The 22235-nt window shown below is 59.8% G+C and carries 21 protein-coding genes and 6 pseudogenes; 11 read left to right on the forward strand and 16 right to left on the reverse strand.

What is annotated here, in order from left to right; all coding sequences use genetic code 11:
- Positions 1-37: 37 nt before the first annotated feature.
- The 4 genes from FJ414_RS17500 to FJ414_RS17515 form a co-directional block, all read right to left on the reverse strand.
- Complete coding sequence (locus FJ414_RS17500; RefSeq protein WP_140645613.1) at positions 38-1051, reverse strand: zinc-binding alcohol dehydrogenase family protein; 1014 nt, start codon at positions 1049-1051, stop codon at positions 38-40.
- A 74-nt stretch (positions 1052-1125) separates the two neighbouring features.
- The gene (locus FJ414_RS17505) at positions 1126-2046 is read right to left on the reverse strand and encodes a sugar ABC transporter substrate-binding protein (protein ID WP_140645614.1); all 921 of its coding nucleotides are present in this window, start codon (positions 2044-2046) and stop codon (positions 1126-1128) included.
- An 88-nt stretch (positions 2047-2134) separates the two neighbouring features.
- Positions 2135-2869 (reverse strand): ATP-binding cassette domain-containing protein, encoded by a 735-nt coding sequence (locus FJ414_RS17510; protein ID WP_246672432.1) that lies wholly within the window; start codon positions 2867-2869, stop codon positions 2135-2137.
- Positions 2870-2916: 47 nt separating this feature from the next.
- Entirely contained in the window at positions 2917-3963 is a 1047-nt protein-coding gene (locus FJ414_RS17515; RefSeq protein WP_246672433.1) for an ABC transporter permease, read from the reverse strand.
- A gap of 160 nt (positions 3964-4123) precedes the next feature.
- Between FJ414_RS17515 and FJ414_RS17520 the strand changes: the two genes are divergently transcribed.
- From FJ414_RS17520 to FJ414_RS17530, 3 genes and pseudogenes are all read left to right on the forward strand, one after another.
- The gene (locus tag FJ414_RS17520) at positions 4124-5020 is read left to right on the forward strand and encodes a GntR family transcriptional regulator (RefSeq protein WP_140645616.1); all 897 of its coding nucleotides are present in this window, start codon (positions 4124-4126) and stop codon (positions 5018-5020) included.
- Between the two features lie 346 nt (positions 5021-5366).
- Positions 5367-5847 (forward strand): annotated as a pseudogene (locus FJ414_RS31845) (recombinase family protein).
- A gap of 83 nt (positions 5848-5930) precedes the next feature.
- Positions 5931-6377 (forward strand): MucR family transcriptional regulator, encoded by a 447-nt coding sequence (locus FJ414_RS17530; RefSeq protein ID WP_140645617.1) that lies wholly within the window; start codon positions 5931-5933, stop codon positions 6375-6377.
- Positions 6378-6509: 132 nt separating this feature from the next.
- On the opposite strand, the gene FJ414_RS17535 is transcribed toward FJ414_RS17530, so the two are convergent.
- The 3 genes and pseudogenes from FJ414_RS17535 to FJ414_RS17545 form a co-directional block, all read right to left on the reverse strand.
- Positions 6510-7124: a methyltransferase domain-containing protein gene (locus FJ414_RS17535; protein ID WP_140645618.1), complete on the reverse strand. Its 615-nt coding sequence runs from the start codon at positions 7122-7124 to the stop codon at positions 6510-6512.
- 115 nt (positions 7125-7239) lie between these two features.
- Positions 7240-7560, reverse strand: a complete 321-nt coding sequence (locus FJ414_RS17540) for a YMGG-like glycine zipper-containing protein (protein ID WP_140645619.1) — start codon at positions 7558-7560, stop codon at positions 7240-7242.
- 178 nt (positions 7561-7738) lie between these two features.
- Positions 7739-7993, reverse strand: a pseudogene (locus tag FJ414_RS17545) (type II toxin-antitoxin system HicB family antitoxin); the annotation flags it as partial.
- Positions 7994-8058: 65 nt separating this feature from the next.
- Here FJ414_RS17545 and FJ414_RS17550 point away from each other — a divergent pair.
- The 5 genes and pseudogenes from FJ414_RS17550 to FJ414_RS17570 all read left to right on the forward strand — a co-directional run bounded on the left by FJ414_RS17550 (position 8059) and on the right by FJ414_RS17570 (position 13043).
- A complete protein-coding gene (locus FJ414_RS17550; protein ID WP_140645621.1) occupies positions 8059-9624 on the forward strand; it encodes a recombinase family protein in 1566 nt (521 codons plus the stop codon).
- On the forward strand, positions 9621-10496 hold the full coding sequence (locus FJ414_RS17555; RefSeq protein ID WP_140645622.1) for a plasmid partitioning protein RepB C-terminal domain-containing protein: 876 nt from the start codon (positions 9621-9623) through the stop codon (positions 10494-10496). The genes FJ414_RS17550 and FJ414_RS17555 overlap by 4 nt, the downstream gene beginning before the upstream one ends.
- Positions 10497-10689: 193 nt before the next feature.
- Positions 10690-11833: pseudogene (locus FJ414_RS17560) on the forward strand (IS3 family transposase); the annotation flags it as partial.
- A 348-nt stretch (positions 11834-12181) separates the two neighbouring features.
- Positions 12182-12400 (forward strand): hypothetical protein, encoded by a 219-nt coding sequence (locus tag FJ414_RS17565; protein WP_140645623.1) that lies wholly within the window; start codon positions 12182-12184, stop codon positions 12398-12400.
- A gap of 106 nt (positions 12401-12506) precedes the next feature.
- A complete protein-coding gene (locus FJ414_RS17570; RefSeq protein ID WP_140645624.1) occupies positions 12507-13043 on the forward strand; it encodes a hypothetical protein in 537 nt (178 codons plus the stop codon).
- Positions 13044-13219: 176 nt separating this feature from the next.
- Here FJ414_RS17570 and FJ414_RS17575 read toward each other — a convergent pair.
- From FJ414_RS17575 to FJ414_RS17610, 8 genes and pseudogenes are all read right to left on the reverse strand, one after another.
- A pseudogene (locus FJ414_RS17575) lies at positions 13220-13998 on the reverse strand (IS256 family transposase); the annotation flags it as partial.
- A 68-nt stretch (positions 13999-14066) separates the two neighbouring features.
- The gene (locus FJ414_RS17580) at positions 14067-14300 is read right to left on the reverse strand and encodes a GNAT family N-acetyltransferase (RefSeq protein ID WP_140645625.1); all 234 of its coding nucleotides are present in this window, start codon (positions 14298-14300) and stop codon (positions 14067-14069) included.
- Between the two features lie 43 nt (positions 14301-14343).
- Positions 14344-15243 (reverse strand): HlyD family secretion protein, encoded by a 900-nt coding sequence (locus FJ414_RS17585; RefSeq protein ID WP_140645626.1) that lies wholly within the window; start codon positions 15241-15243, stop codon positions 14344-14346.
- Complete coding sequence (locus tag FJ414_RS17590; protein WP_140645627.1) at positions 15240-15449, reverse strand: DUF1656 domain-containing protein; 210 nt, start codon at positions 15447-15449, stop codon at positions 15240-15242. The genes FJ414_RS17585 and FJ414_RS17590 overlap by 4 nt, the downstream gene beginning before the upstream one ends.
- Positions 15446-17479, reverse strand: a complete 2034-nt coding sequence (locus tag FJ414_RS17595; protein ID WP_140645659.1) for an FUSC family protein — start codon at positions 17477-17479, stop codon at positions 15446-15448. Before FJ414_RS17595 ends, FJ414_RS17590 begins: the two co-directional genes overlap by 4 nt.
- A 391-nt stretch (positions 17480-17870) precedes the next feature.
- Positions 17871-18143 (reverse strand): hypothetical protein, encoded by a 273-nt coding sequence (locus tag FJ414_RS17600; RefSeq protein WP_140645628.1) that lies wholly within the window; start codon positions 18141-18143, stop codon positions 17871-17873.
- Positions 18144-18250: 107 nt separating this feature from the next.
- Entirely contained in the window at positions 18251-18814 is a 564-nt protein-coding gene (locus FJ414_RS17605; protein WP_140645629.1) for a GNAT family protein, read from the reverse strand.
- Positions 18778-19272, reverse strand: coding sequence for a PaaI family thioesterase (locus FJ414_RS17610; protein WP_140645630.1), 495 nt, complete (start codon positions 19270-19272; stop codon positions 18778-18780). Before FJ414_RS17610 ends, FJ414_RS17605 begins: the two co-directional genes overlap by 37 nt.
- Before the next feature lie 618 nt (positions 19273-19890).
- On the opposite strand from FJ414_RS17610, the gene FJ414_RS17615 reads away from it, so the two are divergent.
- The 3 genes and pseudogenes from FJ414_RS17615 to FJ414_RS17625 form a co-directional block, all read left to right on the forward strand.
- A complete protein-coding gene (locus FJ414_RS17615) occupies positions 19891-20202 on the forward strand; it encodes an EthD family reductase (protein ID WP_140645631.1) in 312 nt (103 codons plus the stop codon).
- Positions 20203-20337: 135 nt separating this feature from the next.
- Positions 20338-21033, forward strand: coding sequence for a helix-turn-helix domain-containing protein (locus FJ414_RS17620; RefSeq protein WP_140645632.1), 696 nt, complete (start codon positions 20338-20340; stop codon positions 21031-21033).
- A gap of 491 nt (positions 21034-21524) precedes the next feature.
- Positions 21525-22064, forward strand: a pseudogene (locus tag FJ414_RS17625) (ISNCY family transposase); the annotation flags it as partial.
- 15 nt (positions 22065-22079) lie between these two features.
- Here FJ414_RS17625 and FJ414_RS17630 read toward each other — a convergent pair.
- Positions 22080-22235 (reverse strand): annotated as a pseudogene (locus FJ414_RS17630) (transposase); the annotation flags it as partial.

The following is a 22235-nucleotide window of genomic DNA, read 5'->3' on the forward strand; positions in this document are numbered from 1 at the left end:
TTTGAGGATCTGTGATGGAGGCAGCGTCTGTGAACAGCTAAACGGCTATCACGGCCTTGATAAGTCCCGACTTTTGGTTGACCCAATGCGGGATATCGCGGACGCTATCGCGCAGGGTCGTGCGGTCCGTTATAAGCTTGGCCACAGGAACGGTGTCATCGTGCATTGCCGCCATGACGTGGTCAAAGTCGACACGAAGCGCGTTGCGGCTGCCGATCAACATCATCTCGCGTTTGTGGAACTCGGGGTCGGAAAAGCTGATCTCGTCCTTGATGACGCTGACCATGACCAAGGCGCCGCCATGCGCCACATAAGCAAAAGCAGCCTCTATCGACGCCCTGTTGCCGGTCGCATCAAAAACGAGGTCAAAACACTCGCCATCGGTTCGCTCCCGCACCAGGTCGGCGGGTGACAACGAAAGTCCATCGATAACAGGGAAACCGAGTTGACCTTCGGCGAAATCGAGCCTTTCCCGGCGGACGTCCATGATCGTCACTATCTGGCCGGCAATACGTGCAAATAGCGCCGTGCCGAGTCCGATAGGGCCTGCGCCGATGACCAGAGCACGTTTCCCGGCAGCAAGTTGGGAGCGCCGCACCGCGTGGGCACCGATGGCCAGGAATTCGATCGCTGCCGCATGGTCGAGCGACAATCCTCCGATCGGATAGAGATTGTCGGCAGGCACGAGCAACTCTTCACACATACCGCCGTCGCGATGAACGCCCAACACCTCAATCGATACGCAGCAATTCGGCTTGTTATCACGGCAGGCTATGCATCTGCCGCAAGCAAAATAGGGATTTACGACGACGCGTTCGCCGATGCGGATAGGGGCGCCTTCCCCGATCGCAGTCACCGTGCCTGCAAGTTCATGCCCCATGACACGGGGATAGGCCAGATAGGGATGCTTGCCTTCGAAGATGTGATAATCGGTGCCACATATTCCGACATGGCTGATGCTGACCAGCGCCCATCCTGCCTCCGGCGGACTGGGTGGGGAGCGATCTTCCAAGATCAGTTCGCCGGGTCGTCGGCAAACGAGCGCTTTCATGCGGATCACCTTCCTTGGAGTGTTCCAAAAAGAACCCGGCGGTTGAGAAGACCGCCGGGCCAAGGTGTGGGAGCCTATTCGAAGTCCTTGACGTTCTGCGGCGTTACGAGGCCAGCGCCAGTGTCCACATCGGCGTCGACCGCCTCTCCACGGATCGCCTTGACCACAGTATCGATGCCAAGCTCGCCCATCTTTGCCGGAAATTGTGCAACGCTGGCGTCTTCCGCACCCGACTTGATCGCTTCGATCTCGCCGCAGCAGGCGTCGAAGCCGACCAGTATGATCTTATGATTGGCCATGCCCGCATTGCTGATCGACTTGACGGCGCCTGGGATTGGCGGGCCACAGGCCGAGTAGATCGCCTTGAGATCGGGATTGGCGGTGAGGATGTCTTCGGTCACCGACGTGCCAAGTTCGAGCGTGCAGTTGGTTGCACCCTTGCCGACAACGTCGACCTTGACGTCGCCCAACCCCTGCATCATGCCGGTGACGCGGTCGTCCAGTGCCGGCACCCCGGGAACGCCCTGCAGGATACCGATCTTGTCGCCACTCTTCAGCACGGTCTTGAGGTACTCCCCGGCGATCTTGCCGCCGTTGAGGTTGTTGGTCGAGACCAGTGCTGTTTGACCTTTCCAGTTGGGAATGCTGTTGTCGACGAGAACCACCTTGATGCCGGCAGCGACCGCCTTGTCGAGCGCCGGCGCAACCGTCGGATCGACCGGAGTGACAGCCAGGCCCTTGACGCCTTGCGTGATCATGGACTCGATCAGCGCAATCTGGCCCTCGATGTCGGTCGCGGCCTGACCCTGGCCGGTGACCAGTTCGATCTCCGGATGAGCGGCCGCGTATTTCTTGGCGGCATCCTCCATCGTCGAGTAGAAAGGCACGGGAAATTTCGTAATCAGGCCGACCTTGATCTTGTCGGCCGCCGAAGCCGGCACCGCAACCGCAACGGCGATCGCCAGCCCAGCGAACAGTTTTGAGTTGATTGGCATTCCATTCCTCCCTTGAATTGAGACGCCTCCCGGCGGGAAACGCTTCAGGCATTTGCGGACCGCAACGGTCCCCAAAATCTCGAGCGGATCAGGCCCCAACGATCATGGATACCAGTTCCTGTTTGTTGTCCTTGGTCGGTACCAGTTCGCCGACCTTGCGGCCCTGGCGAAGCACCACGGCGCGATCGGCGAGCTCGACGACATGCTCCATGTTGTGAGTGATCAGGATCACGGCATTGCCCTGGTCGCGGAGCGCTGCAACCAGATTGAGCACTTGCCGCGATTCACGCAGGCCAAGTGCTGCGGTCGGTTCATCGAGTATTACGATTTTTCGGGCGAACACGGTCGAGCGCGCGACGGCGATTGCCTGCCTTTGTCCGCCCGACATCATAGCGACGACGGCGTCCAGCCGCGGCAGCGTCACCTTTAGGTTTGTCAGCAGAACGCGGGTCTCGGCGTCCATCCTGCGCTGCTGAAGAAATCGCAGGCCGCGCGGAAGCCATTGCGGGCCTGCCAGTTCGCGGCCGGCGAAGAAGTTCTGTCCGGGTGTCAGATTGTCGAAGAGAGCCAGATCCTGGTAAACGGTCTCGATGCCGGCGAAGCGTGCATCCGCAGGGGAGCGTACCTGCGTCGGCGCACCGTCCAGGAGAATCGCGCCGGCATCGAGTTGGTGTACGCCGCTGATGCATTTGGTCAGCGTCGATTTGCCCGCGCCATTGTCGCCGAGCAGGCCAACGATCTCGCCGCGCCGCACCTCGATGCTGACATCGTCCAGCGCCAGAACTGATCCGAAACGTTTGGTGGCCCCGCGAACCGCCAGCACGGGATGGTCGGCGGTGACAACGCGATCTGCGTTGGCTGCAACGGCGCTCACGACTGCCCCCCGGCCTGCATGACACGCACACGCCCTTCGAGGTAGTTGCGCAGCACGTCGGACTCGACCGCTATGACGATGACCACGCCGATGACGATGAGCTGGAAGAAGACGTTGACGTTGAGCAGGTTGAGCGCGTTGCGGATAACGCCGATCATGATGGCGCCGATTAGGGCATGGCCGAGATGGCCACGGCCCCCGAGAAAGCTGGCGCCGCCGATGATCACCGCCGCAATCGTATCCAATTCAAGCAGATTGCCGAACAAAGGGGAACCGGCGTCGGTGCGGCCGGCAAGGATGACCGCGCCGATGCCGGCGCATAGCCCTGAGATCACATAGACCGAAACCAGGACCCAGGACACCGGAATGCCCATGCGCACGGCGGCGTCCGGCCGGCCGCCTACGGCATAAATCCAGCGCCCCCAGACCATCGTCTTGGCCATGACGAAAAGAACCGCGGCAACGCCTGCAACGACAAAGACCGACCCAGGCAGACCCCAGACCGCCTCGCGTCCAAGCGCATCTATCGAATCCGGCATCCCAGGGATGGCGCGGCCATCGGCCAGTTGGAGCGCCAACCCCTTGGCGATGCTTAACGTGGCTAGCGTGATGATGAATGGATGCGGTAGCCGGCCGAAGACGAAGAAGAGCCCGTTGATGGCGCCGATCGCAGCACCCGAGGCGATCATCACCGCGATCACCACGAAAGCAGGGGCGCCGGCATGGAAGCTCAACGCACCCACGACGGAGGCTAGTGCCAGGTTCGAGCCAACGGAAAGATCAATGCCGCGGGTCAGGATGACCAGATGCTGTCCCATCGCAACCACCGAGATGACGGCGGTCTGGGCGAGGATGTTGCTGAGATTGCGCCCTGTCAGGAAATACGGGGACAGGAAGCTGAGGACGATTATCAGCAACACCAAGATGACGACCGGACCAGCGCTCAGCAGCATCAGGCCAAGCGCAAGGCCGGGAACGGCTTCTTGCTTCTTGGGCGCTGTCAATACGGCCTCGCCGACAGTGGTGTTTCCTGTTTCAGGCAAAAGATCCCCTCCCCGCCGAGGCATGGTGCAGCCGCGTCGTCACAGATCGTATTTGGTTCCTCTCCTTATCGATAAAAAACAACCGGCCTGGTTGGTCAAGTTGTTTTTTATGGATAAAGTTCATGCTAGAAAGAACAAGGTATTGTTTGGGGGAGGTCCGATGCGAACCGATACCGTCTACAAGAAGGCGTTCAACCGTGCCGCCGGTATGCTGCGCGATGGACAACTGATCGGTGAACTTCCTTCAGAAAACGAGCTCAGACGGCGAATGTGCGTCAGCCGCACGACCGTCAGAAAGGTTCTACGAGAACTTGTTCACCGCGATCTCATTACTGAGCGTGATGGCCTCAGGGCGACGGGCCGTGCGGTCAACGACAACGACTACTATCCGGACGCTGAAACAACGCCACGCGCCAAGCATGTCGAACAACAATTCATGGAATGGATGCTGCGCGGCGACACGCGACCCGGAACCAGCATCAACGAGCTCGAACTGGCGCGGCAGTTCGGTGTTGCGACCAACGGAATTCGCGAGTTCCTAATCCGCTTCAGCCGATTTGGATTGCTCGAAAAAAGGCCGAACACCGGCTGGCTATTCAAGGGCTTCACCGAAGACTTCGCCCTCGAGCTGTTCGAGATCCGGGTGATGTTCGAATTACGGTCGGCGCATTTGTTTTCGAGGCAGCCTGACAACTCTCTTCTGTGGGGAAAACTCGCCGCGCTCAAGAGCGCGCATACCGAACTGCTGAAGCGGATTGAAAGCCGCTTTCACGACTTCTCCGGTCTAGACAATCGATTTCATCGGCTCATAAACGAAGCTTCGCCCAATCGCTTCATCGACGACTTCTATGACATCATTACCTTCATCTTCCACTACCACTATCAGTGGAACAAGCGGGACGAAAAGCAGCGCAACCAAGCGGCGATCCTTGAGCACCTCGCCTATATCGAGGCACTTGAAAGCCGCGACTCCGAGCGAATTGAGCGAGCCTGCGAAGCGCATCTGGCTTCGGCAAGAGCAACGCTGATGCGTTCGCTGATTGGACTCAATGAATGATGGAACCCGACCCCACTGAATGGCAACGGGGTATCTCTGGAATATCGGATTCCTCCCCGCGCGCTGGCGCGGGCGAGCTTTTGCAGAACGAGAAGTTCTACCCGCCGCTTTGTGGAAAGAATACGAAAAGATCGTCAGTATCTGCAGCAGCTACCAGCAGGTGCCCGCGCAACGGTACCCTTGCCTAGCAGCCGCGGAAGTTCAGCTCGGCCGACCGCGATCGCAAGTCTTCCAAGATTGGCCGCTCGTTCCTGACTTCGAAAGGAGAACGTCTCGGCCTACCAGAAGTTCTGCAAGTGGCTACGTCAGCACGACTGATCAGGATCTTGAAACCCAGCTCGCAAAGCTGAAATCCGAGGGGTGTGATGTCATTCGTTCGGAGAAGGTATCGGGCGCCAGCCGCGGACGCACCGAACTGGCAACGGTTTTGGAGTTCCTTCGGCTCGGCGATGAATTAGGTGGTGACCCGCCTTGACCGGCTCGGCCGCGATACCCGTGACGTGCTCAACCTCATCTACGAATGCGAGCAGAAGGGAGCTTTCGTGACCGTGCTCGACCCGCATATTTCGACCCGGGGCGAGATGGGCCACATCGTGCTGACGTAATGGGAATGGTAGCTCAGATGGAGCGGCGGTTCATTAGGGAACGCCAACCAGACGGTATTGAACAAGCAAAACGTGCATGGCATCTATAAGGGCGGGAAGCCGCGCCTGGATCGAGACCGTGTTATGGCGCTGCACGCTGATGGACTCGGCCCGGCTGGAATTGCGAAGGCGATCGGCTGCTCTAGGGTGCAAGTTTACCGCATCATTCAAGCGTGGGCATGATCGTGCTCGCGAGCCGCGCTCCCACTGGTCTTTCTGGGCAAAGCCAGTAAAGAGTTCCAGTTATATCCATCAGGAGCTATTTGATGTCAGACGAGATTAACGACAGCCCAAACCATTTGATCGAGCTTACCGCTGACATTGTATCTGCATATGTGAGTAAGAATGCAGTCACGGTCGCATCGTTACCGAGTCTGATCGAGAGCGTGAATTCATCACTATCGAAGATTAGACACCCGGCCGAACCGGAAAAGCCGGCCCAAGAACCCGCGGTCAACCCGAAGCGATCGGTATTCCCCGACTACATCGTCTGCCTTGAGGACGGGAAGAAGTTCAAGTCGCTGAAGCGTCATCTCAATGTGCATTATGGGCTGACGCCTGATGAGTACCGCGAGAAATGGGGCTTGGCGCGAGATTACCCGATGGTAGCTCCCAGCTACGCGGCGCAGCGGTCGGAGTTGGCGAAGTCAATTGGGCTAGGCCGGAAAGCGGCAGCAAGGCCAGTGAAGAAGGCTGCTCGGAAGCCGCGTTAGCTCAATTCCTGGATACAAACCGGCCTGTGTCGACGCCCAGCACGGGCTCCTAAGCTTGAGCGCCGCGTGAGGCTATGCCGGCGCATCACCCCGGACGGGTTTGTTCACGGCTCGACGGATAAAGAACGAGCGCTAGGAGGCTCTTTTCGCGAACGCCCACACCATTAGCGGGTATTCCTCGTCATTGCTCAGGTCCCGCCACATGCCATAGGCGCGGATTGGGCCGCCGATATGGGCACGGGCGCAGGCCTTGTTGCCCCAGCCGAAGGCCTGCACGTCGTGTTCGTGAAAACCGCCTTCGACCATCAATTGCCTCAAGCCAGCGGGCGTCCAGCGGTTGTAGTCGTGCGGGCGGGCATGCACACGGAACAGGAAAGGCGTCGCCACCATCGCCCAGCCCCCGGGCTTGGTCATGGCGTGGATGTTAGCGGCGGCCGCCTGCGGGCGCTGTACATGCTCCAGCACCTGGTCGGCGATGACGATGGAATACTGCTCATCGGTGCGATCCCGGCAGATGTCGAACTCCGGAAAATCGACCGAGCGGTAGTCCGGGCACAGCGCCCGCCAGTAGCGGTTCCAGCCCGGCGAAATCTCGATCACGTCGCGCGACTTGCGGTTCGCCGCTTCGAGGAAAACCGTGAAGGCTTCAATCTGGCGGATGCGCAGCCAGTTGCGGTTGTCATAGCGAAGCAGCCGCTTCACCGCGTGTTTGCCGCGATTTTTCAGGGCACCGGCAAGGCTTGTCATTCTCGACCTCCTCCTGCCCGCCGCTAAATCTCCTTATCCCGCAAACCGTACAAAAGAATGACAGCGCGAAGGAGCCGGCGCTGACTGCGCCGGCCTCCCGCCGATCAGACTTCGATCAATAATTGCCGTTGTAGTAGCGGTCGTCACAGGGCGCGGTGTAGATGCGACCGTAGCGGTCCTGGTAGCGGCAGAGCTGGCCGCCGCGCGGCTCCTGTGGTGTCGTGGCACTGCCAACGACGGCGCCGAGCAGCGCGCCGCTTGCAGCACCGATGACAGTGCTCTTGGTGTTGCCACCGATCGCCTGGCCGACCAGCGCGCCGCCCGCGCCGCCCAGCAATGCGCCCGTGGTGGCCCGCTGCTGGCCCTCGGTCTGCGTCTCGCAGCCGGCAAGTGCCGCGGTCATCAGCACCGCCAGAATGGCCTTCTTGATGATCATCACTAGAACTCCTCTGAAGCCCCAGGGATTGGAAAACGGGGGCGGAAGCGCCAAGTGCGATCGCATTGCGGCGGAACGGCGGCGCGCCGGCTCACGAAGTGAATCACGGTTTTCCGGCAGTTGAACGCTATGGTTGCCAAACGGGAAAGGCGGCTCTCCCGGCAGTAGCCTTTCAGCGGGTCTTCAACGGAACCATGATGGTTGTAAGTTGCCGATGGTCGGCGTCTGCCATGATCTTCGCGAGGGAAGTGGGATCAGGAACAGCCTCGCCGTCGTCGATCAGACCTTCAACGTGGAAGGCCAAAGCTTGTTCGGCTAACTCGCGCGCCTCTTCGAGACTTGCACCAGCCGTGACGACGCCCGGAAAGTCGGGAAACGACACTCCGTGGTCGCTGGTCAGCTCTTTGTGGATCAGCCCGACGTATTGATGCATTCCAGTCTCCTTGCCTTAGGGCCGTCGACCGCTAATTTAACGTGCCGGCACGACGGTGCAAGGCGATGGACAAGTTTGCAGAGGCCGGCAACCTGCCCCAAGGGCGGCGAATGGTTCGCGCCGCGCAATACCTGCGAATGTCCACCGACCACCAGACTTATTCCCTCGATAACCAGAGGGATGCAATCCGCAGTTATGCCGAGGTCATGGGGTACGATATCGTTGCCACATATGAAGATCCCGGCCGAAGTGGATTGCATATGGAAAGCCGGCCCGGCCTCAAGAAGCTGCTATTTGACGTTGAACACGGGCTCGCCGATTTCGAGACGGTCGTAGTCTATGACGTGAGCCGCTGGGGTCGGTTCCAAAACATCGATGAAAGCGCCTCTTACGAATATCGATGCCAGATGGCCGGCGTTCGGATTGAGTTTTGCGCCGAGCAATTTGGGAATGACGGCACCGTCGGGTCGGACGTGCTCAAGGCCATTAAGCGCAGCATGGCAGCAGAGTACAGCCGGATGTTGTCACATAGGGTCTTTATGGGCCAGATGAGGGTGGCCGGGATGGGGTTCCACGTTGGTGGCCTGCAGGGGCTCGGACTAAGGCGCCTGATGATTGACCAGTTTGGACGGCCGAAGGTCATCCTAGCTCGCAATGAAAGCAAAAGCCTTCAAACAGACCGAGTCATTATTGTGCCGGGGCCGCCGGAGGAAATAGCTATTGTTCGATTGATCTTTCGCCTTTTTGTCGGGTCACACAAAACTGAACTTGAAATTGCAAGATACTTAAATGACCGAGGGAAGGTGAACGACTTCGGCCGGCGATGGAAGCGCGAAAGCGTGCGACGTGTCCTCACCAACGAGAAATATATTGGCAATAACGTTTGGAATCGCCGCTGCACCAAACTCAAAAGCAAGATGGTGTACAATCCCCCGGACCAATGGGTGAGGGCCGAGGACGCTTTTGCGCCGATCGTTAACCGCAGATTGTTCGACAAGGCGCAGAAAATACTGAAATCGCTGTACCTTCATATGAGCGATGTTGAGATGCTGGCAGCCCTAAGAGATCTCTACAAACGCCATGGAAAACTATCTGATGCGATCATTAACGCAGCGCCCGAATGCCCTTCAAGCTGGCGTTATAGATCGCGTTTCGGAGGTCTGCTTAATGCATACAGGCTGATCGGTTGCCTGCCGCCAAGGAAGTGTCACTTCGTCGACCTCAACAAGCGCCTCGAAGGTACCCGCAATCGGGTAATGGAAGACCTGTTGGCTGCGATCAAAGACGTGGGCGGGCACGTCTCCTGTGACCCTGGAACGGAGCTCATCCGGATTAATGACGAGTTCACCGTAGTGATCGCGATCGCGCGTTGCCGCGTTTCGCACTCCGCCTATCCCCGCTGGTCTTCAAGGGCCGCGCGCGAGACCACGGCGGATATCTTCGTTCTCATCCGAATGCAGCCGGGCGATCTGGCCATTCGTGACTACCTGATCGCCCCAACGCATGAAATTGCCGAGATCAGAGGAAATTTCCATGTTAACAATGGGATGAAGCTGGATGCGTTTCTTTTCCGATCGCTAGGTCCGCTTGTTGCGCTGGCTGAGCGAGCATTCGTAGGGAGTGCTACATGACGGTGCGCCGCATAGCGTTAAGCTTGGAAGCCGCCGACCACATTTTGCAAAATAGCCGCACAAGACACGCCGCGCTGTTGGAGAAGATGTACGAGCCCAGCCGCTTGTTCACCGGCCCCTGGCTGTGCAGGACCTATAAAGCTGAATGCGAAAGAACGCTCAAGATGACAGCTGAGGCGAAGACCCCTCAGCATCGGCTGGAAACGATAGCTGGAGCGTTGCGAGATCCGTTGAAGCAGGAACAGTTCCGTCGCCTTCTATCGGCCGAAGGCCTCGCATTCGTGCCAAAGGCGCTGGCGGAGCGGGTCAGCGCCCAGCAACCCGCGCAAAGCCCGTGTCCATCTCTTGAACCAAAGCCATTGATCAACGGAATTTCTCCCGAAGTCCTCGATCTCCTGCAGGATTGGTATGTGCCGCCCCAGGTCTTCGCATCGTTGCGCAAGATGGTGCCGGAGAGGCAGCTCAAAGCGGCAAAGCTGATGATCGCTCTAAGGCGGGCTAACTTCCACTATGCGCAGCTTCTCAGCACACTTACTCCGGTGTCGCAGTTGGCGGATCCGTCCAGGCCGAGAAAGAAGTTTGCCGGCGTCACTGCCGATCAGCTGGCTGCCATGGAAGCTGAGTTTGGCCCGCTGAATGAAGAATTCCTGTACTGCGCCAGCTTTCGCGGCGTCTGGGGGCTAGAGCTAATGGCAGCAAGGTCCTATCTCGACCGGCTGATGGAGAACGCGCGGGCGGTTAGATACCTTGCGCAGAACTTCCCGGAGCAGCTCGCAACGTTTCAAGCGATCCTAGATATTCCAATGAATGGGGAGGCTCTGACACGCTATGCGAAAAAACGCGGATCGAAGCGCAAGCACCTTGTCTTTTGAGTAGTCGCCTTGGGGCAAGTTGGCCATCGGCCGCTACTCATCCCGCCAGATTACCCGCTTCTCCCACCGGATCTGAACTAGGCGCCGATATCGGATCGTGTGCGCCTGTTCCCCGGTTGGATGGAATAGCTCTGGCCTGCTGCCGGTTTCGTGGACACCGAGATAAGGTGTTTGACGGAACTGGAGAGTGGGAATGCAGAGACGGAAGTTCAGCCGCGAGTTCAAGCTTGAGGCGGTGAGATTGATCAAGGATCGGGGCGTTGCGGTGGCCCAGGCCGCCCGCGACCTCGATGTCCACGAGAATGTGCTGCGCAAATGGGTGCGCGAGCTATCGACCGATCCGCAGCATGCGTTTCCCGGTCATGGACAAATGAAGCCGGAGCAGCAGGAGATTGACCGGCTGCGCAGGGAAGTGGCGAAGCTGAAGGCGGAGCGCGACATCCTAAAAAAGGCCGCAGCCTACTTCGCGAGGGAAGTGACATGAGGTCGCTTTCATCGCGAGGCACCGGAACATCTGGCCGGTGGCATGGCTGTGCAGTGCGCTGGATGTGTCCCGCTCCGGCTTCCACGCCTGGCTCAACCGCAGCCCCAGCGCTCGCTCCCGCAATGACGAGATCCTCGTTTCCAGGATTGACCGCAGCTTCAAGAGCAGCGACCGCACCTATGGGTCTCGCCGCGTGTGGCACGACGTGCTGGCCGAGGGGCTTTCCTGCGGCCTGCATCGTATCGAGCGGCTGATGCGGGAAAACGGGCTGCGTGCCCGGCCGCGGCGTCGTGGGCTGCCTAAGGACACGGGCGAGCGAGCGACAGTGTCGGACAACCTCCTCGACCGCGCCTTCGAGGCATCGGCACCGAACCAGAAATGGATCGCCGACTTCACCTACATCTGGACCGCAGAAGGTTGGCTCTACGTTGCCGCCGTGGTCGACCTGTTCTCCAGGCGTGTCGTCGGCTGGGCGATGAAGGCCGAGATGACAGCCCAGCTCGTCACCGATGCCCTCATCATGGCTATCTGGCGCCGGGGCAAGCCCGACAGCCTGCTGCACCATTCCGACCAGGGAAGCCAATACACGAGCGAGCAGTTCCAGCGCCTGATGACCGACCACGGCATCACTTGTTCAATGAGCCGGTCGGGCAACGTCTGCGACAATGCTGCGATGGAGAGCTTCTTCTCGTCGTTGAAAACCGAACGCACAGCCCGCAAGGTCTACAGGACGAGAGATGCAGCCAGGGCAGATGTGTTCGACTACATCGAGCGCTTCTACAATCCTCGGCGGCGGCACTCGACACTGGGCTATCTGAGCCCCGTGGAGTTCGAGGAACAAGCTATGTTAGCTAACCTCGTGTCCGAAAAACCGGCAGCAGGCCAGGACACACTTGCCGCTGAAGCTTGTCTTTTTCCGACAATGCTCTTGCGTGATCTGCTCAAAGACATGCGATTTTTCGAGGTGCTTGAGACAGCCAACCGTCCGACATGCATAAGCTATTTGCCGGTTTAGGCATGTCGAGCGAACACCTGTCGATTAGGTCTCTACTCTGGGATGACCCGTGTCTCGCTACATCCCCGCGCTGTCTCGATGTCCACTGCTCGCTCCGATTGGGTGCAGACGGGCTGATAGATGATTTGCTTGATGACGATCTTGTCTGTTAGACATCTCTAATTTGGTGGTCGAAAAGAGAATGGGATGTTTAAAATCCAAAAGAACGTACCGATCCCGGAAACATCAAGGGCCAAGTACCCATTCGACGACCTTGAAGTGAACGACATGTTCTTTGTCCCTGATGTGGAACAGGAGAGCACCCAGGAGAGCCTCAATGCTTTGCGCAAGAAGGTATCCGGGGCAGCCAGCATGGCAGGCAAACGCCTTCAAAAAGGCATTCACTACTGCTCTTTGGGAGGATGAAGGCAAGCGTGGAGTAGGAGTGTGGAGAACCGATTGAGCGGGTTATACGCCTCCCCCGATTACGGTGAATGGGAGCGCCTTAGCCAAGGGCTTAAGGACAGGGGCGATGCTTTACGGTTCAATTGAATTCACCTACGCGGAGCCATTAGCCAATGCGCTGGTCACCGATGGCGCGTTTCGCCCGTGGGTACTAAAGCAAACTAAATTCGCTTCCTTGGCAGACAACTCGCGACTGATGCACAAAGAGATGCAGGCGCAGCGAAGTGCCGGGTCCGCTACTTGGTGGCGTTCGCATTTCACAGAGAAGTGTCGATGTCAGGGATGCAGCGGGCAAGAGACTGACATCCTCGCAATCTTTGAAGCGCCCGGCTCTCGCTTTGGCCTACATTTCGAGGTCAAGCACCCCGCCGACAAGTTTCCAAGCAAGCGGGATCAGGCCGCCAACTACGCACCTAGGGCTAAGTGTTGGTCAACAACCGCGCCGAAGGCTGTTGTGCCCCACAGCGACGCCGCGACCGTCCTGCTTTGCACTGCCTCGAAGCTAAGGGAGTACGCACCGCACCTGACGAAGTTTGGAACCGTAATTACCTTCGAGGAAATCGCAAAGTCATTCCCGCAGGCCACTGTGCCGTTTCCGTCGTAGACGCAAATTCACGCCGCAGCGAACAGCTCAAAGCGAATTGGAGGAAGCGTTGAAAGCGGAAAGAAAGAACGGTCTCCCGCTACCATTCCAATAGCCAACTTTCGGCCGATCGTGTCCCGCGGCGCGGTGTAGCTGGCGGCATTGGTCGCCGTGCTGTCCGGTATGGGCCGGGCTGATCAGCGCGCCACGGCTGGCAGGCTGACCAGGGGATCATCGCGCATCTGGCTAATCGTTTCCAGGGTCATGTATCTGGCCCGCTGCACTGCCCATTCATCGTTCTGTTCGAGCAGGATTGCGCCGACGAGGCGCACGACCGCATCGTCGTTCGGGAAGATTCCGACGACCTCGGTGCGCCGCTTGATCTCGCCGTTGAGACGCTCGATCGGATTCGTCGAGTGGAGCTTGGCGCGATGTTCCTTCGGGAAGGTCATGTAGGCCAGCACGTCGGGCTCAGCGTCGTCCATGATTGTTGCCAGCTTCGGCACCTTCGGCCGGATCTGGTCGGCGACGGCGCGCCATTGTAGGGACGCGGCCTCGGGCGTCTCCTGGGCGAAAGCGGTGGCGATGAAGGCTGAGACGACCCTGCGCGGCCGCTCTTGCCAGCATGGGCCAGCACGTTCCTCATGAAGTGGACTCGGCACCTCTGCCATGTCGCGCACAGCACTTTGGTGACGGCCGCCTTGATGCCTTCGTGGGCATCGGAGACGACGAGCTTGACGCCGCGCAGGCCGCGACGTGTCAGCTTGCGCAGGAGCTCCGTCCAGATCGGCTCGGCCTCCGACGTGCCAATCTCCATGCCCAGGACCTCGCGTCGGCCGTCCGCGTTGACGCCAACTGCGACGATGACGGCGACCGAGACAATCCGGCCACCGCGGCGGACCTTCAGGTAAGTGGCGTCGATCCACAGGTAGGGCCAATCGCCCTCGATCGGCCGCTCGAGGAAGGCCTTCACCTTGCCGTCGGGGCCTATCAGCAGATCCTCTGGTCCGCTGACAAAGCCTAGCGGCATTCCGTCCAGCGGCGTTATGACATGAACGGGCATTTGGCGATCGCTCGCCGTCCGCTGCCCCGGACCGCTTCGAAAACGCCTTGCGCCACTTTGGACCCAAATCCCTGGCCAGACAGGTGTTGAGGGACTTCGGTGTGAAGGAGGGCAACGCGCCCGTCTTCTATCTTGTAGTACGCGACGGCGATTTCGTCGCCGAGTGCCATTTCAAAACGGCTTTGAGCCGGGTTGTCGATAACCTGTCCGTCCATCCTCTCTGCTCCTTGTCGTGCACCCCGCGCGCGGCGGCATTTGCTACCAGAACCACTTGCGCGGGGACTGCTGCGATGACTCAATCTCGACTGTCGCCGTTCGGCCGGAGACCAGGTCCACCGAACGACTTGATCCATCGAGGGCGACGCGCACGGGGACGCGTTGCGCAAGACGGACCCACGAGAACGTCGGATTTACATCTGCGAGAAGGTTTGAACCGGAGGTCCTCTCACGATCCTCGATTCCTCCGGCGATGCTCTCGACGTGGCCCGACAGCACGGAGCTTTCGCCCGCCAGACGTATAGTGGCTTTGTCACCGACGTGAATGCGCGGCAGCTTGGTTTCCTCGAAATAGCCCTCGACACGTATCGTGTCCTCGTCGATCAGCGCCATTACGCCTCGGCCCACGGTTGCGTAAGCGCCGGGCCGCAGATCCACGTTCGTGACGCGCCCGTTAACCGAAGCGCGCACCTCCGATCGGGCAAGGTTGAGCTTTGCCACGTCTCGATCCGAAAGCGCCTGGTCGTAGGCCGCTTTTGCTTCCTCCGCGCTTGCTTTCGCCATTTCGAGCATTTGCTCCGAAACCACCGCCGTATCGCTGAGCTCACTGTAGCGCCGGTAGTCCGCGCCCGTCTGCTCGGCCACTGCCTCCTTGCCTGCCACGACAGCTTCGGCCTGGCGCAGCGCCAGGGTGAAACGTTCGGGATCGATGCGGAAGAGAACATCGCCGCGGCGAACGTTCTGGTTGTCTTTGATAAACACCCCGGTCACGAGCCCGGAGACATCGGGCGCTATCGCGACGACGTCCGCACGGACCCGCCCGTCGCGCGTCCAAGGCGCATTCAAATAGTAATCCCATAGGGACACGCCGACCACGATGGCGAGCGTCACCATCATGATGGTGACGGCGAATCGGAGAGAATGAGTCAGCAGCCGCTTCATAATGGAAACTGCTTTGCGAGAAGGACGATGGCGCCGACCAGGACGACATAGAGCGCAACGTCGAACAGCGGCCGGTGCCAAACGAATCGATAAAAGCCGCTCCACGCGATAATCCGGCGCAACGGAACGCTGACGGCAAGCGCTATCAGTGTCCAGGTGAATAACGCCGGCACGAAGACGCCATAGAGGTTCAACTGGTTGCTCATGCCGCTAGTTCCGTTTCGAGGGCTGGCCGGTAGGGCGCTGCATTTGGAAACAGGCCACGGCGCAGATCGGTGAGCCCGAGGAGCCCCGTCCGCCTCAGGGAGCCGGCTTCAAGGGCGACGACAGCATTCAAGGCAGCGTCGATAAGTGCGAGTACCTTGGCGGGCACATGGATTGTGTCGGTCTGAAAATGCGCAGCGACCGCCGACAAGACCCGGTCGAGCGCGGCGGCTTCCTTCGGTGGCAGGTTCGTCCGGACGCGGCGCAACTCGACGACAGCGATCCCGATCCGCACCTCGGTGAGCAGTTCCCGGGTCCATTCGGCGTCCTCGGACGGAAGTGATGCAAGCCGGGGTGCAATCAGACCAATGCGATCAAGCATGAGGGCAGCAAGTTCGAGACCGTCCGCAGTGCCCTGCTTTAGGGCCGCTTGCGTCAAGTCTCGGCGGTTGATGCGGCGCAAGCGCCGCGCGCTCCACGCGCCTCCGACGGATCGGACGAGGCGGGTCACCATTGCCGCGGTCCACAATCCCACAATGCCGGCGATGGCACCATTTGTGAAAGTCGCGAAATCTCCGCTATAGCGGTCTTGAAGCGCGAGCAGCGTAAAGCCAATGGCGCCTGTGCCCAAGCTGAACAGTGCGGTGCGTGGTTGTGTCATCAACAGGCCGCAGGCGATCATGCCGGGGGCAAGTGCGAGGGCCACCATCTCGGCATTCGTCGCAAGAGGGAGAACGACGAACAGATATAACGCGGCACCGACCGTGCCAACGATCGCCGCCTTCATCAGGCCGATGATTTGCGGAGCCGGATCATCCTGGACTGCAAAAAAAGAGCAGGCCACGGCCGCCTCTGTAGGTGCGAATGCCCCATCGGGCCATGCGGTGGCGATCCAGATCGAGGCTGAGAGGGCGATGGCGAGGAAGGCCGCGACAGCGGACAGTAGCGCCAGCCCGCGATCGCGGTGGCGGACCGTCCGTGCATCCGCCGTGTAGCGGAACGCCAGCGTCTCCCGCACCGGCGTTCCGTCGACAATGTGCCGCTGGAGCGCGCGGGCGTCCTGACGCAGGTCGATGAAATCTTCCAGGCGGGCGACCAGGCTTGCCATCACAAGATCTGACCACCGCGGCTTGCGTCCAAGCACCGGGTCAAGATCGGCGATGGCGAGACGCAAGTTATGGGCGGTGATCGGCTCGGTCGTGCCCGACGCAATCCATGCGGCCATATCGGCGAGCCGGCGCCTGACGTCTATCGAGAGCGCCTGCGCCGATTCAAGAGCAGCGATCCGGTCGGCTATTGCTGCGACGATGGGCAGGAACATCAGCATGTGCTGACGAAGCGTGGCCATCGCCTCGGCCGAGCGCTCGGCTCCCGACATATCGTATCGCAACGGCGTCACCAGCGCATCGAACGCGATGGCATCGCAAGCCAGACGGAGGCGCTGTGCCTGCCCGTTATCGGTGCGATTCCTGTTGAAGACCGCCGCACTCCATTGGCGGGCGTCCCGGAACCACTGGTCGAGGCGACTCCTGATCAATGGAGCAACCGACTGCGGCAGCACGACCGACGAGACAAGGCTCGCGCAGAGAATGCCGAGAGTGATTTCCTCCGCCCGCGCCACGGCAGTGTCGAAGATCGAGCCGGGATCGGCAACCGACGGAAAGCCGACAAACGCCGCCGTGTAGCCGCCGAGCATCAAGACGTAGCTCTTCGGCGTGCGATCGAGGAGGGAAAAATACAGGCAGAAGGCGACCCAAAGCGCTATCGCGGCGCTGAGGAGTTCCGGCGCATCGATGAGGTTGGGAACCATGATGACGGTGGCCACCGCGCCCAACACGGTGCCGTAAACACGGTAGGCGGCCTTCGAGCGGGTTGCGCCCGCAAGAGATTGGGTCGTGATGAAGACAGTAGCGACGGCCCAATAAGGGCGCGGCAGATCGATCCATAACGCCAGGAACAGCGCCGATAGAGCCGCCACGGCGATATTGATCGCGAAAATCCAGTCGCGAAAGCCGAAGAAGGGGAAGATCATTACGCCAGCATCCAACGCAAACAGGCGCTTGCGCACACGACCTAACCACGCGCGTAGTGTCAGACCGATTGGCGGATATGTTGTCTTACTGCTCGTCATGGGTCAGCAGCCGATCGAACCGCCTCACTGCGCAAGGACGATCCCTTCGATGTACCCTTAGGGTTTGAGCGTGGAACCCCTGATAGCAAGGCGAAGAGCAGGCTACCGCCGGTCAAAGCAACCCCGAAAGCGACCGCGAGCGGCCATCCGCCCGTGACGATACCCCAACCACCGAGGGCGGAGCCGCAGGCGCCGGCAAGAAAGATAAATGCCATGTAGAGGGCATTCACTCTCGTCCGAATGTCGTCCCCGAGTGAAAAGATGGCGCGCTGCGTGAGGATCATATTTGCGGTCACGGCTGCGTCCAGAACGATGCCCGCGCAAGCCAACAATCCCACAGCCCAAATGCGCTGACCAAAAAACGATATGACGAAGGAATGACGGCTGTGGTGAGCGCAACGAGCTGCGCAGCCCGGGCAATGCGCAGCTGACGATGTCCCGCGTCTGCAATGCGCCCGACGAAGGGAGCTACACACGCGCCCGAAACGCCAGCCAACGCGAACAAGCCGATAGCCTGCTGGCGGGCGAACAGCGGCGGCCAATCGTGCATGGCGATCTTCATCATGGGCCAGCCGAGGCCCCAACCAACGGCGGTCGCGACCACAAGCAGCAGGCCCCAAGCGGGCGACCTGGAGACTCCGGGCCGACCATTCGCAAAAGGGGTATCGGGCGTCATTTCGGTCTCTGCTGCAGCGGAGCCAGTCTCTTTACAAGCCGCATTACGCCCGGCGCGCCGAGACTCGCAGAAATCTTGAAGCCAGCTTTTGCTGCCACCGCCAGCATTTTCTTATTACTAGCAAATGTCTGAGCCGTTATCTGACGAACGCCGGCCTCTGACGCGAAGCGTTCAAGTCTGCCCAAGAGCAGTTTTGCGAGGCCGTTACCCTGCCAGGAGTCGCCCACCGATACCGCAAATTCTGCTGACGAGGCGTCGGCCGCCCGCGCATAGCGCGCCTCTCCAATCACGACTTCGCGGCCATCGACGAAGACTTCGGCAACGAGCGCGACATGATTGGCATAGTCCACCTGCGTGAATTGCCGCAACAGTTCGGAAGACAGTTCACTGACAGGATGCATGAACCGACTGCACCGCGCGTCAGCGGAGAGACTATGGAAGAACGCGTTCAGGAGTTCCCGATCCTGCGGCAAGACAGGCCGGATAACGACACGTTCGCCAGCAGTCAGACGTACCACGTCGATCAATTCGGCAGGATAACGCTGGATTTGGTAAGCCATACAATCGCTCGGTAGCCGACAACTGCCAACCACGCTTTCGGCCACAGGACCAATTGCGTGTTGCGAAAGTAAGCGATTGCGACGCCATCGGCCTCGCGGCGCACTTCGGCGTCCCACACTTGCGTGGTACGTCCTTTATGTATCGGACGCGCCGTACAGACCACGATGCCCTCGCGTGCCGTTCCGATTAGGTTGCTCTTGAGCTCCATGGTGGTGAAACCACTGGCGCCGGCCGGAAGGCCGCGCAAAGTCCCGTAACCACAGCAGGTGTCAGCGAGTGACGTCACGGTGCCGGCGTGCAGATAACCATGCCAAGCGTCGAGGGCGCGGCTTACCTCAAGCGTCGCGACAACTTCATCAGCCTCTACTTTACGAAAGCGCATCCCAAGGAGACCGGGGAGATAATCGGCGCCGGCTGCGTTCCAGGCGTCCAGTGTTTCGGGGATATTGATATCCATTGATCTGCTCTCCTGAAATGACGCGCGGCAAGCAGCGAGAGCCGTGCACCGAAAAATGTCCTCGATACCCATGTAGGCCGTTCGAGGACGTTATCGCTCCGAAATGCTGGCGCGTTGGGTGCGTAATCCGGACCGCTTCGCCGAGGTTTCTGGCGCTGAAGCAGTGGGGCGAAGAACATGTCACCGGCAGAGACGCGCCGGTCGAAATCATTGATCGTCAAGGAAAGCCTCTGCGTGTACGCCTGATCGACAGTGAGGGTGCAACCGAACCATTGACCGCCGCCACGCTGAGACTGAGGAAGCCGAAGCGATAGGCATTCCCACGCTGGCCGCAGCAACGCGGAAGACGCGTCGTAGCATCCTGTTCTCCCGCACGAAGCGACGGAGCGGAACGACGGTGGATGCGGGCGACAGGCGTCGTCGCCGCATCGTTTGCCGCGATCACACCTGTTCGTCGCGATAGCGGCTTCCGAGACGACCGAGCGGCTCGGTCTCGCGTGGCGACGCCACACCCGGGCGGCGTTCAACGAGCAAGGTCAGAATTCCATACCCCACAGACAACGCCGGTCAATCCATACTGCTCTCGCAACTTCACTCATGGTTATGGAGGAACGCACCGTGTCGGCTCATCTCCTCATTCTCTATCCTATCCCCAAAGACGCCGTGGCGTTTGACCGCGCCTATCATGACGAGCATCTTTCCTACGCCGGCCCGAGACTCATCGGCGCGACAGGTGTCGCCACCAAGCGCGTGGTCGGGCCGGCGTTTGCGCCACCGCCCTACCATTTGATGTCCGATGTAAGCTTTCCGACGATCGACGCACTGAAAAGCTGTGCAGCGTCCAAGGACGGCAAGGAAGCCTTGGAGCACGCCGCGTCGATCAGTTCCGGCGGCGCGCCGACGATCATCGTCGTCACCGACGAGACTTAATACTCGTTGCGACACAATCCAACAGGCGCGAGGAGCCAACGCCCGCTCAAACTCTGCTTTCGTTAGCCACATCGCGGGCGCGGGGGTCCGGATTCCGGACCTGTGCAACTCGGCCATACCTGGTAGTCTGCCGCGATGGCCGGTTATGGACAGTTTTGCTCGATCGCGCGCGCCCATGAAGTCTTGGGTGGACGCTGGACGCTGCTTGTGGTGCGGGAACTGCTCTGCGGGAGCCGACGCTTCAACGACATTCGCCGAGGCATTCCTCGCATCTCCAAAACCATGTTGTCGGAGAGGCTCCAGGAACTGATCGCTATCGGCGCAGTCGAGCGCCACGATGGAAACTCGGGGCCGGAATATGAGCTCACGGCGTCCGGGAAGGAGATCAGCTCCGTCGTCATGGCCTTGGGCACATGGGGTCAGCGCTTCCTGCCGCGTCAGTCCGAGAAGGAAAATCTCGACGCGGAGCCGCTGTTCGTCGATATTCAGCGGCGCGTGCGGAGCGATGCGCTCCCCGCTCGACCGATCGTCGTTCGGTTCGAGATCGACGGCATGAAGCCCCGCTTTCTGCTGCTCAAAGCATCCGAAATATCTTTTTGTCTGGTGAACCCCGGGTTCCCCGAGCCATTGCTCGTGCGCGCAAAGCTACCAGTTCTAGTTGCGTGGTGGCGGGGGGACGTCAGCTTCATCGAAGCGAAACGGCTGGGGCTCGAGCTTTCTGGAAAGCGCGATCTAGCCCGCGCATTTCCGACATGGTTCGATCGGTATCTTTTCGCGGATGTATTGCCGGTCGACGCCAAGTCTCAGCCGCGACGAGCGGCAGCATTTTGAGCGAGGGCAGGTCAAGAACGGTGCCGATGAGCCAGTCGAGGAGTGGCGAATGTCCAACGCCACGACTGAGCGCCACCGCCAGATATTGGTCTAACTCGCTCATTTATCACACGGCGTTGGAATCTCTCCTTTCCGCATGAGGAACTGAGAGAACCCAATCGGGCAAAACCAGCACACCTTACCTAAGTTCCAATGCTTGGTCTCAAATTCCACCGAGTGATCGCCTAAAACAATCTGCATGAATTGGCCCTTTTCGGACCTTTTGGGATGTCCGGTTTGAGTCCGCAAAGCGCCGGATAGCGGACATGAGCCAAGCCGCGCTCGCGCGCCTCGATTTTATGAGTACACACCCTAGTCTAGTTTCCATCCATAAACGTCAAGCTGTTGATTCTGCTTGACGAATCGTTGTTTTGCGCGAGCAAGGCCCGGCGGTTTCAGGTATCTTGTATCATGCCACTGATTCCAAAGTCCTGCCACTGCCGGAGCCGACAATGCGCCAAGAACGCACCGTCCAAGGCAGCATATTCGATCTGTTCGCGACACACGAGATCGGCCGTGAACTGAAGGCGATGTCGCAATGTCTGGATGAGCATCGCGATCTGCTTGGCTTGGTGGCCCGCGATTTGGTGCGGGTCGGCGTCAAGGCCACCGGACGACAAGGACTGCCCGCCGAGGCGGTGCTGCGCTGTGCGCTGTTGAAGCAATACCGGCAACTGACCTACCAGGAGCTGGCGTTCCATCTTGAGGACTCCGCCTAGTTTCGTGGCTTTGCCCGCCTGCCATGGTCATGGAGCCCGCAGAAGTCGGCGCTGCAAAGGACCATCAGCGCGATCCGGTTCGAGACTTGGGAACAGATCAATCGGATACTGCTGTCGGGCGCTCGGCAGGCCAAGCTCGAAGACGGCGCGGTCGCGCGGCTGGACAGCACTGTGACCGCGGCACTCATGCACGAGCCGAGCGACAGCAGTCTGCTTTGGGATGCGGTGCGCGTCATGGTGCGCCTGCTGAAGCGGGCTGACAACCTGGTCGGCGGCCTGAGCCTCATCGTCGAAAGCGCCTCCCTCATATTTACGGACCCAAATCCGCAGCAAGGTGCGCCACACGTCGTGGCGCTTTGCCAGACTATGCACCGTCTCGCCACCGAGAAACTCCTGCGCGACCTGCCGTTTGAATTCCATACTGTGAGTGCGATGTTTTGCCAT

Origin of the sequence: Mesorhizobium sp. B3-1-6, assembly GCF_006439555.1 — a bacterium.
Classification (GTDB): domain Bacteria; phylum Pseudomonadota; class Alphaproteobacteria; order Rhizobiales; family Rhizobiaceae; genus Mesorhizobium.